Origin of the sequence: Polynucleobacter sp., from assembly GCF_040400325.1 — a bacterium.
GTDB lineage: Bacteria > Pseudomonadota > Gammaproteobacteria > Burkholderiales > Burkholderiaceae > Polynucleobacter.
In genome coordinates, this window is the sequence record NZ_JBBAQK010000007.1 from 107,803 (window position 1) to 116,747 (window position 8,945).

At 43.9% G+C, this 8,945-nt stretch carries 12 protein-coding genes; 11 read left to right on the forward strand and 1 reads right to left on the reverse strand.

Translation table 11 applies throughout. From position 1 onward, the window contains the following. Window positions 1-12 precede the first annotated feature (12 nt). The 7 genes from ABWP14_RS07225 (at window position 13) to ABWP14_RS07255 (ending at window position 5,599) form a co-directional block, all read left to right on the forward strand. Window positions 13-801 carry a methyltransferase domain-containing protein gene (locus tag ABWP14_RS07225; protein WP_353202295.1) on the forward strand — a complete coding sequence of 263 codons (789 nt, stop codon included), beginning with the start codon at window positions 13-15 and terminating at the stop codon, window positions 799-801. 192 nt (window positions 802-993) lie between these two features. Next, the gene (gene coxB / locus ABWP14_RS07230) at window positions 994-2,151 is read left to right on the forward strand and encodes a cytochrome c oxidase subunit II (protein WP_353202296.1); all 1,158 of its coding nucleotides are present in this window, start codon (window positions 994-996) and stop codon (window positions 2,149-2,151) included. Window positions 2,152-2,191: 40 nt separating this feature from the next. Then, complete coding sequence (gene ctaD / locus ABWP14_RS07235) at window positions 2,192-3,811, forward strand: cytochrome c oxidase subunit I (RefSeq protein WP_353202297.1); 1,620 nt, start codon at window positions 2,192-2,194, stop codon at window positions 3,809-3,811. Further along, window positions 3,795-3,926 (forward strand): cytochrome oxidase small assembly protein, encoded by a 132-nt coding sequence (locus ABWP14_RS07240; RefSeq protein ID WP_353202298.1) that lies wholly within the window; start codon window positions 3,795-3,797, stop codon window positions 3,924-3,926. The genes ctaD and ABWP14_RS07240 overlap by 17 nt, the downstream gene beginning before the upstream one ends. Before the next feature lie 14 nt (window positions 3,927-3,940). Further along, a complete protein-coding gene (locus ABWP14_RS07245) occupies window positions 3,941-4,525 on the forward strand; it encodes a cytochrome c oxidase assembly protein (RefSeq protein ID WP_353202299.1) in 585 nt (194 codons plus the stop codon). A 17-nt stretch (window positions 4,526-4,542) separates the two neighbouring features. Continuing rightward, window positions 4,543-4,716: a DUF2970 domain-containing protein gene (locus ABWP14_RS07250; protein ID WP_353202300.1), complete on the forward strand. Its 174-nt coding sequence runs from the start codon at window positions 4,543-4,545 to the stop codon at window positions 4,714-4,716. 28 nt (window positions 4,717-4,744) lie between these two features. Beyond that, a complete protein-coding gene (locus ABWP14_RS07255; RefSeq protein WP_353202301.1) occupies window positions 4,745-5,599 on the forward strand; it encodes a cytochrome c oxidase subunit 3 in 855 nt (284 codons plus the stop codon). A 51-nt stretch (window positions 5,600-5,650) separates the two neighbouring features. Here the strand turns inward: ABWP14_RS07255 and ABWP14_RS07260 are convergent, their stop codons facing one another. After that, window positions 5,651-5,863, reverse strand: coding sequence for a twin transmembrane helix small protein (locus ABWP14_RS07260; RefSeq protein ID WP_353202302.1), 213 nt, complete (start codon window positions 5,861-5,863; stop codon window positions 5,651-5,653). A gap of 14 nt (window positions 5,864-5,877) precedes the next feature. Here ABWP14_RS07260 and ABWP14_RS07265 point away from each other — a divergent pair, with 14 nt between their 5' ends. The 4 genes from ABWP14_RS07265 to ABWP14_RS07280 form a co-directional block, all read left to right on the forward strand. After that, complete coding sequence (locus tag ABWP14_RS07265) at window positions 5,878-6,663, forward strand: SURF1 family protein (RefSeq protein ID WP_353202303.1); 786 nt, start codon at window positions 5,878-5,880, stop codon at window positions 6,661-6,663. 2 nt (window positions 6,664-6,665) lie between these two features. Next, window positions 6,666-7,319 (forward strand): redox-active disulfide-containing membrane protein, encoded by a 654-nt coding sequence (locus ABWP14_RS07270; protein ID WP_353202304.1) that lies wholly within the window; start codon window positions 6,666-6,668, stop codon window positions 7,317-7,319. Then, window positions 7,319-8,449, forward strand: a complete 1,131-nt coding sequence (locus ABWP14_RS07275) for a COX15/CtaA family protein (protein ID WP_353202305.1) — start codon at window positions 7,319-7,321, stop codon at window positions 8,447-8,449. The genes ABWP14_RS07270 and ABWP14_RS07275 overlap by 1 nt, the downstream gene beginning before the upstream one ends. Before the next feature lie 29 nt (window positions 8,450-8,478). Then, window positions 8,479-8,945 (forward strand): UbiA family prenyltransferase (locus ABWP14_RS07280; RefSeq protein ID WP_353202314.1); only part of this gene is annotated, 467 nt, incomplete at its 3' end.

Sequence of the window (8,945 nt, forward strand, 5' to 3'; positions counted from 1 at the left end):
TATACTCAGCAAATGACCCAAGCAATCAGATGGTTACAGGATGAAATTGCAGATCGCATGCTGCAAAAGTTAGATATCGTGAAGTTAGATGTAAAGGCCGCATTACTAGTCCCAGCATTTCCCGGAAAGTATTTATCTGCCATTACAAAACGCTTTCCTGGTGTGCGGATTGATAGTGTTTATGAAGAGGATTTATCCGGCATAAGCTCTTTCAGTTTTAAGGCATCTTTATTTCGTCGACGTGTATTCAATGGTGCGCAGAACTGCTCCTTAGAGGACTATTTCAAGTCTGGGAAGTTAGCTCTCCCAGATAATTCGGTGGACTTCATTTTTAGTGATCTTTTATTGCAGGATTTATCGGACCCGCGCCATTTTCTTCAGGAGTGCTGGCGCGTCTTAAAAGAAGGCGGCTTGTTTAGTTTTAGTTATTTAGGGCCTGATACCGGAAAAGAATTACGAAGTGTTGATGCGGACATACTCAAATTGAAAAATCTATTAAGTCCATGGGATATGCACGATATGGGTGACGCTTTATTGGGTGAGCGCTTTTCAGATCCTGTAATGGATATGGAGTTCCTTAATCTGGGCTATGAATCAGACGTACTTTTACTAGCAGATGCAGGAGCACTAAAGTTAATTGAAAGTGCTCCAACAAAAACGCTTGAAAAGGGTCTTTTGCCTCAAAAACTGACTTTAGAGGTGGTTTATGGGCACGCCTGGGCGATTGGAAAGCAGCTCGCTAGGGTACAGGATAAGGTTGCCTATATTGATGTTAATCAAATTGGACGCAAGTCTAGGTGAGATTCTGCCTAAGAGTAAGTGTTTACTATCATTTTAAGCATTGCCAAGATTGAATGAGGCTGAGTTCGTGCGGTTTGTTCTTGAACCCAATTAACCCTATAATTACGGTAATAAGTATTGGCTTGACACCGCATTTTGAGCATTTAGGTAGTTTTTTTGCTAATCTGCTCGCCACAATAAACAGAGAATATGATGAATTTATTTGGAAAAGTCACAGGGGCTTCGCTCTATATAGCTGCCGCCTTTGGCACTGCTTTGGCACATGCTGCTGAAAACATGCCAGGGGGCCCTGCAGTTAATCAACTTAATTTTGCTGCACCTGCAACAAAAATTATGCAAGAAATCCACTGGCTTCATTGGATGATGTTGATACTTTGTGCGGTGATTTTTGTCGGTGTATTCGGTGTTATGTTCTATGCCATTTTGAAGCACCGTAAATCTTTGGGTCATAAGTCTGCTTCTTTCCACGAGAGCACCACAGTTGAAATTATTTGGACTGTGATTCCCTTGTTGATCGTGATTGGTATGGCATTGCCTGCAACGAAAACTGTTGTAGCAATGAAAGACACTACAAATTCAGATATCACCATTAAGACTACTGGTTATCAGTGGAAATGGGGATACGACTACATCAAAGGTGAGGGTGAGGGCATCAGCTTTTTATCTACGCTATCTACTTCACGTGAAGCAATCAATAACTTAGCGCCTAAATCAAATACTTATTTGATGGAAGTTGATAACGAAATGGTTGTGCCAGTTGGCAAAAAAATTCGTTTGATCACCACTGCTAATGACGTTATTCATGCTTGGACGATTCCTGCCTTTGGCGTCAAGCAAGATGCCATTCCTGGGTTTGTTCGAGATACTTGGTTCAAGGCTGAGACTATTGGAACTTTTCGTGGCCAGTGTTCAGAATTATGCGGTGCTCAGCATGCTTTTATGCCTATCGTTGTGAGAGTAGTTTCGCAAGAAGACTACACCAAGTGGGTAGATGAGAAGAAGAAGGAAATGAGTGCAGCTAGTGATGATCCTACAATGGTATATACCCTTGACGATCAAAAAGAGCGTGGCGCTAAAGTGTATGCATCAAACTGCGCTGCTTGCCATCAGCCAAATGGCAAAGGCGCTGGAGCATTCCCAGCGTTAGATGGTAGCAAACTTGTTTTAGGACCAAAGGACGCCCAATACAATATTCTTATTAATGGTAAGGGCGCAATGCCAAAATGGGCTGGCGTAATCTCTGATGGCGATATCGCTGCAGTCATGACCTATACCCGTAATTCATGGGGTAATAAAACAGGTGATGTCACTCAGACCCAAGAAATTATTACCGCACGGGGCGGCAAGTAATCCATTCATCAATACAGATAAAACGAAACCGGAGTAATCCATGAGCACAGTCTCTACTACCATTGACCACGCACACGATCATGCGCACGATGATCACACGCCACATGGATGGCGTCGTTGGTTGTTCGCAACTAATCACAAAGACATCGGTACGATGTATTTGATCTTCTCTTTTGTCAGCTTATTAGCTGGTGGCGTGATGGCCTTGGGCATTCGTTTGGAATTATTCCAACCAGGTTTGCAATTCTTGCGCCCAGAGTTCTTTAATCAATTGACTACCATGCATGGTCTGATCATGGTGTTCGGTGCGATCATGCCGGCTTTTGTTGGTTTTGCTAACTGGATGGTGCCTTTGCAAATTGGCGCATCTGATATGGCGTTTGCCCGTATGAACAATTTCAGCTTCTGGATCTTGCCGGTTGCTGCATCGTTATTGTTTGCTACCTTCTTGGTTCCTGGTGGAGCACCTTCGGGCGGTTGGACACTTTACGCGCCATTGAGTATACAGATGGGTCCTGGAATGGATATGGCAATTTTTGCTCTCCATTTATTGGGTGCTTCTTCCATCATGGGATCAATCAATATCATCGTCACCATTTTGAATATGCGCGCTCCTTGCATGAGCTTGATGAAGATGCCGATGTTCTGCTGGACTTGGTTAATTACAGCTTATCTATTGATTGCCGTAATGCCAGTTTTAGCTGGTGCAATTACCATGGTGTTGACTGACCGCCACTTTGGAACCTCTTTCTTCTCTGCTGTAGGTGGCGGTGACCCAGTGATGTTCCAGCATATTTTCTGGTTCTTTGGACACCCAGAGGTTTACATCATGATTCTTCCAGCATTTGGAATCGTTAGTGAAATCATTCCAACATTCTCCAGAAAAACTTTGTTTGGCTACAGCTCGATGGTGTACGCAACATCATCAATTGCAATCTTGTCATTCATAGTTTGGGCTCATCACATGTTTACAACTGGCATGCCAGTAACCGGTCAACTCTTCTTTATGTATGCAACGATGTTGATTGCCGTACCTACAGGCGTGAAGATTTTTAACTGGGTTGCAACAATGTGGAAGGGTTCCATGACCTTTGAAACCCCAATGTTGTGGGCGATCGGCTTTATCTTCGTCTTTACCATGGGTGGCTTTACTGGTTTGATCCTGGCATTGGCGCCAATCGACATTGGCGTGCAAGATACTTATTATGTTGTTGCACATTTCCACTATGTATTAGTAGCGGGATCCTTGTTTGCGATGTTTGCTGGGTTTTATTACTGGTGTCCAAAGTGGACTGGTTACATGGCGAATGAAACTCGCGGAAAAATCCACTTTTGGTCATCAATGATTTTCTTTAACATTACCTTCTTCCCAATGCACTTCTTGGGTTTAGCGGGTATGCCACGTCGCTATGCTGACTATCCAACTCAGTTTGCCGACTTCAATGCTTTTGCATCGATTGGGGCATTAGGTTTTGGTTTGTCGCAAGTTTATTTCTTACTCTTTGTTGTCATGCCAGCGTATCGCGGTGAGGGAGAAAAGGCAGCGATGAAGCCTTGGGATGGTGCTAAAGGCTTAGAGTGGACAATACCTTCGCCAGCGCCACATCACACTTTTGAAACTCCACCAAGTAAAGAGCAAGTACGTGAAGCAGGAATTTAATTCCTCCGAGAAACAAGCCCTCTCTGCGAATAATCGCAGGACGGGCTTTATTCTTTTGAGTGTTGTGCTGGTCTTTTTTATTGGCATTATGATCAAACGGAGCTTTTTGGGTTAATCCCAAGGATCGAGATGATTACTACTCAAGCGCTTAATCGTCAAATTTTATTTAAGCTATTAATTGCAGCAGTAATGATGTTTGGCTTTGGCTACGCTTTGGTTCCTTTGTATAAGGCATTGTGTGAGGTCACCGGAATTAATGTGATTACCAGCAAGAATAATTACGGTATCAGGGCTTTTAGCCCCAATAAGGTTGGCAATACTCAGGTTAACTATGCACGTACAGTAACGATCGAATTTGATTCCAATAGTCGTGGGCCTTTTACGTTCAAGCCAGTCAAGAACTTTTTAGAAGTACATCCTGGTGAAATGATTGAGATTGTTTATGAAGTAACCAATAATCTCAATCGCCCAATACGGGCGCAAGCAATTCCAAGTTATGCACCTAAGAGTGCCACAGAGTTTTTTACTAAACTAGAGTGTTTTTGTTTTCAGGAGCAGACGCTGGCGTCAAATGAAATGAAGAAGATGCCAGTAGTGTTTGTGATTGATGCGGGTTTGCCTGATGATGTGAAAACAATTACTTTGTCTTACACCTTCTTTGAACTTGGTTTGGGGGGCACTCCACCAGCGCCAAAATCTAAAGTGGTCTTATGAAAAAGAAAAGTAGTTTTATGCAGTCTATGAAAGCAGTGATGTGGGGTTTTTTAGGAGTACGCAAGAAGTCAGGCTTACAGGAAGATATAGCTTCACTGAGTTTTGTGCACATTATCATTGCAGGTGTTGTTGGGGCCTTGATTTTTATGGCTACTCTTCTCCTGATAGTGAAGCTAGTTGTGTCCCAATGATTATTTTTGATTGAATAGAGAGCATAAGATGTCATCCAATTCAACCCCGTACTATTACGTTCCTGGATTATCAAGACATCCAGCAATGGCCGCTATTGGCCTGATTGCTTTTGGCTTTGGCATGTCTGGATGGGTAAACCAGGCTTCTTGGGGTGGCCCGGTCACTTTGGCAGGCGTATTGTGGATTTTGTTTGTACTCTATAAGTGGTTTGGCGACACGATAGCTGAATCAAACGCTGGTAAGAACGGTGTCAACGTTGATATTTCATATCGCTGGTCGATGGCATGGTTCATCTTCTCTGAGATCATGTTCTTTGCGGCCTTCTTTTCTGCCTTGTTTTATGCGCGGAACATTGCCATGCCTTGGATGGGTGATGTAGAAAGCAAATTGCTGTGGCCCAACTTCTCAGCAGTTTGGCCAAATGATGGCCCCGCTGGTTTAGTTGAGAAATTCACCACCATGGGTCCTTGGCCTATCCCTACGATTAATACTTTATTACTCTTAAGCTCAGGCGTAACGATTACTATCGCCCACCATGCTTTAGTTAAAAACCATATGAAGAAAGCCATTTATGGCTTGGCTGCCACAGTGTTTTTGGGCTTTATCTTCTTGGGCTTTCAGGTTTATGAGTACTACCATGCTTACCATGAATTGAACTTGAAATTAACTTCGGGTATGTATGGTTCAACTTTCTATATGTTGACTGGTTTTCATGGCTTCCACGTTTTCTTAGGCGGCACAATGTTAGCAATTGTTTTACGTCGAATGATTCGTGGCGACTTTACCTCTAAGCACCATTTTGCTTTTGAGGGTGCTGCATGGTATTGGCACTTTGTTGACGTAGTTTGGCTTGGTCTCTACATCGCCGTTTACTGGATGTAAGCTAATTAAAAATCGGGGCGTTAAGCCCCGATTGATTTTTAGGCATTCGTTTTAGTTTGTGCCTACTTTGATGCCAGTAGCTTCAATCAGGCCAAAGTAGTGGGCTAATAAAATCCCGATGAATAACGCAAGTGATAGCCCAATGCGTAGCATCAGTGAGCGAACCATTCTGGGGCTATTGCCCCTATCTTTCATCATGTAATACAAGGCTGATCCTAAGCTAGTAACAATCATTAGTAGGACAATTGGAATAATCCACTTCATCTCAAATCCTTAACTTGATTAATTTTTTTACTGCCCTCATTGCTAAGCGCATAGTTGCTACTGTATCAGCCCTGCTGGTCATTGCAATTGCTTGTGGAGCAGGTTATTGGCAATTCAGTAGAGCGAATACGAAAATTGCTTTGGCTGCCAATTTATTGGCACGTCAACAAATGCCCATTCTAAATGCCAATACTGGAGCCTGGACTTTTACGGAGGCTGCTGAGCGTCGGATGATTGCTCGTGGCCGATATATTCCGGATGCGGCTATATGGCTGGATAACCGCCCAAGGCCATTACCGGTTGGCGGGGCTGGTAGTCCAGCACAAGCTGGTTTTTACCTCATGATGCCTTTTAGATTGGAAGGCCTTGATGAGGTTCTTTGGGTGAATCGTGGATGGGCGCCACGCAATCAAGAAAATCGAGAGTCTTTGCCACCAGTTAAAACGCCAGCAAATACGATCAATATTGAGGGCATTGTATTTGCCCACCCTGGCAAGGTATTTGCCTTAGGCGATGTCAAAGGTCTTGTGGATGCTAGTAAGCCTCGTATCGAACAAAACTTTGATTTAGAGGGTAATGGCAAGCTACATAGCTGGACTCAAAGCCCATTTATTTTGCGTGAGAATGACGCAGGTATCGAGGATGGACTACTGAGAAAGTGGGCACCCCTGACGACAGGAGTGGATCGCCATTATGCTTATGCATTCCAGTGGTTTGCATTAGCAGTGTGCGGTTTCTTATTTTGGTTCATTAGTGGCTTACGTCAATATCGGCGTCAAGGCGTTACAAATGGGGATTAAGAGTGAGTGATAAAGAGTTATTAATTCCGGCGTCACAGACTGATGCAGCAATCAATGCGCGCACACGCCGTGGTCGCATCCAAATGCTGTTGTTATTGCTCGCCTGTGCTTCACCAGTCATCGCCTCTTATTTAGCTTATTACGTCTTTAAGCCTGAAGGTGGAAAAACTAATTTTGGAACTTTGGTTTATCCCGCACAAGAATTAAATCCTGCCTGGCTCAGTGTGCCTATTCAGGGAAAGTGGACAATTTTAATTGCTCGCCCTGCTAGTGATTGTCAGATAAAAGATGATGAATGTATTGAGGCATTATTTTTAATGCGTCAGGTAAAGGTAGCGATGGGGAGAGAGAGTAAGCGAGTGCAGTTACTCTGGGTGAATACCGATGGAAAGCCAGTAGACCCTGAGGTCACAAAAATTTATGATGAACAATCTGCCGGTTTAAAGATTGTGACTCTACCAACAGACCCACAGCTCAAGGCGCAATTTGAAGAGTGGCTTAATAAGGAAGGGTCTGGTCAGCAGATTCAGTTAATCGATCCCAGTCCTGCAAAGATGATGTTCTTTCCGGTGACAAATTCTCCAAAAGAATTTGCCGGCATGAAAAAGGATTTAGAAAAGCTATTAAAGCTTAATCACAAGGGTGAGAAATTGTAATGCCTGATCTCGTATTACTTTTAGAGTTGGGGGCTATTGCAGTCGTATTTGCAGGGATTCCCTTGGCTTATCTTTGGACGAGGTCTGGCTATAGCTTCTTTCAAAAATTGAATTGGGTTATAGTTTTTATGACTTTTGATTTGATTGTATTTGGAGCATTTACTCGTTTGTCAGATTCTGGTTTGGGCTGTCCCGATTGGCCTGGATGTTATGGTACTTCAACGCCATTTCATGCTTTGGGTGATATTCAGCAGGCTGAAAGCGCCTTACCTACAGGGCCTGTGACAGTAATGAAAGCCTGGATTGAAATGATTCATCGCTATTTGGCAATGACAGTGGGCGCCTTAATTTTGTTACAGGTCGGAATCGCTTTTAGTAAGCTTAAGTCAATAGGGCGGATACCTTTCATCGCTAGCTTGGGCTTGCTTTTACTAGTTTGTATTCAGGGTGCTTTTGGGGCTTGGACTGTGACACTCAAACTACAACCCATCATCGTTACGATTCATCTCATACTGGCTTTAGTTCTGTTCGCTTGTTTAACTGCCTATGCACAGCAAGCATGGGAAGAGGCTAGATCTTCTGTTCGTACATTACGCATTCGTCCTTTGCCTGCCCTGTTTATTGTGATTTCTTTATTGATCCTGTTCATGCAGGTTTTTTTGGGTGCGTGGGTCAGCACAAATTATGCTGTATTAGCATGTCCCGATTTTCCAACTTGTTTAGGCTCCGCTTGGCCAGAAACGGATTGGGCTGAAGGCTTTTCTCTATGGCGTGAGTTAGGTCTTAATGCTCAAGGGGAGTTTATCTCTCCAGTAGCCCTACAAACGATTCATTGGGCCCACCGTGTATTTGCTGTGCTTGTCTTGTTCTGCCTAGGATTTTTAGGTGTAAAAGCCTATAGCTTATCAACCCCAGCAACACCACTCCTGAGGGGTTTTGCCAAACTACTGATTGCCTTGCTTTTATTACAAGTGATTACCGGTATTTCTAATGTCATTTTTCAGTGGCCTTTATTGGCTGCTTTATTACATACCGGAGGCTCTGCCGCTTTAGTATTCTGTTTAGTCAGAATGAGCCAGTGGGCCTCATGGAAATCGCCAATTCAAATGAAGATGGCAAAGCCATTATGAGCGCCCCTCAATCACCTGCAAAGGTGGCTATGCCGCGTTGGCGCCAATACTGGGTTTTAACGAAGCCCAGAGTGACCCAGCTCGCGGTCTTCTGTGCAGTCATAGGGATGTTTTTGGCAACCCCTGGCATGGTCCCCTATCCCATCCTCATCGGCGGAATTGTGGGTATTTGGTTACTCGCTAGCGCTGCTTTTGCAGTGAATTGTTTGATAGAGCAAGCAGTAGATGCCAAGATGAAAAGGACCGCTTGGCGACCATCAGCTACCGGCGAGGTGACACCTTTTCACATCATCATTTTTTCAATCATCCTAGGCTCACTCGGGATGATCATTTTGTGGATTTTTTGTAACCCATTAACAATGTGGCTGACATTGGCAACATTTGTAGGTTATGCAGTGATTTATACCTGGCTATTAAAACCTGCTACACCGCAAAATATTGTGATTGGGGGGCTTTCAGGAGCGATGCCACCGGCACTTGGATGGGCCGCTGTAAC

Excerpts from the sequence above, each read along its gene's own strand:
- ABWP14_RS07260 (WP_353202302.1), bottom strand. The coding sequence starts at position 5,863 with ATGAAGTGGATTATTCCAATTGTCCTACTAATGATTGTTACTAGCTTA.
- coxB (WP_353202296.1), top strand. The coding sequence starts at position 994 with ATGAATTTATTTGGAAAAGTCACAGGGGCTTCGCTCTATATAGCTGCC.
- ABWP14_RS07255 (WP_353202301.1), top strand. The coding sequence starts at position 4,745 with ATGTCATCCAATTCAACCCCGTACTATTACGTTCCTGGATTATCAAGA.
- ABWP14_RS07225 (WP_353202295.1), top strand. The coding sequence starts at position 13 with ATGACCCAAGCAATCAGATGGTTACAGGATGAAATTGCAGATCGCATG.
- ABWP14_RS07250 (WP_353202300.1), top strand. The coding sequence starts at position 4,543 with ATGCAGTCTATGAAAGCAGTGATGTGGGGTTTTTTAGGAGTACGCAAG.
- ABWP14_RS07245 (WP_353202299.1), top strand. The coding sequence starts at position 3,941 with ATGATTACTACTCAAGCGCTTAATCGTCAAATTTTATTTAAGCTATTA.
- ABWP14_RS07275 (WP_353202305.1), top strand. The coding sequence starts at position 7,319 with ATGCCTGATCTCGTATTACTTTTAGAGTTGGGGGCTATTGCAGTCGTA.
- ctaD (WP_353202297.1), top strand. The coding sequence starts at position 2,192 with ATGAGCACAGTCTCTACTACCATTGACCACGCACACGATCATGCGCAC.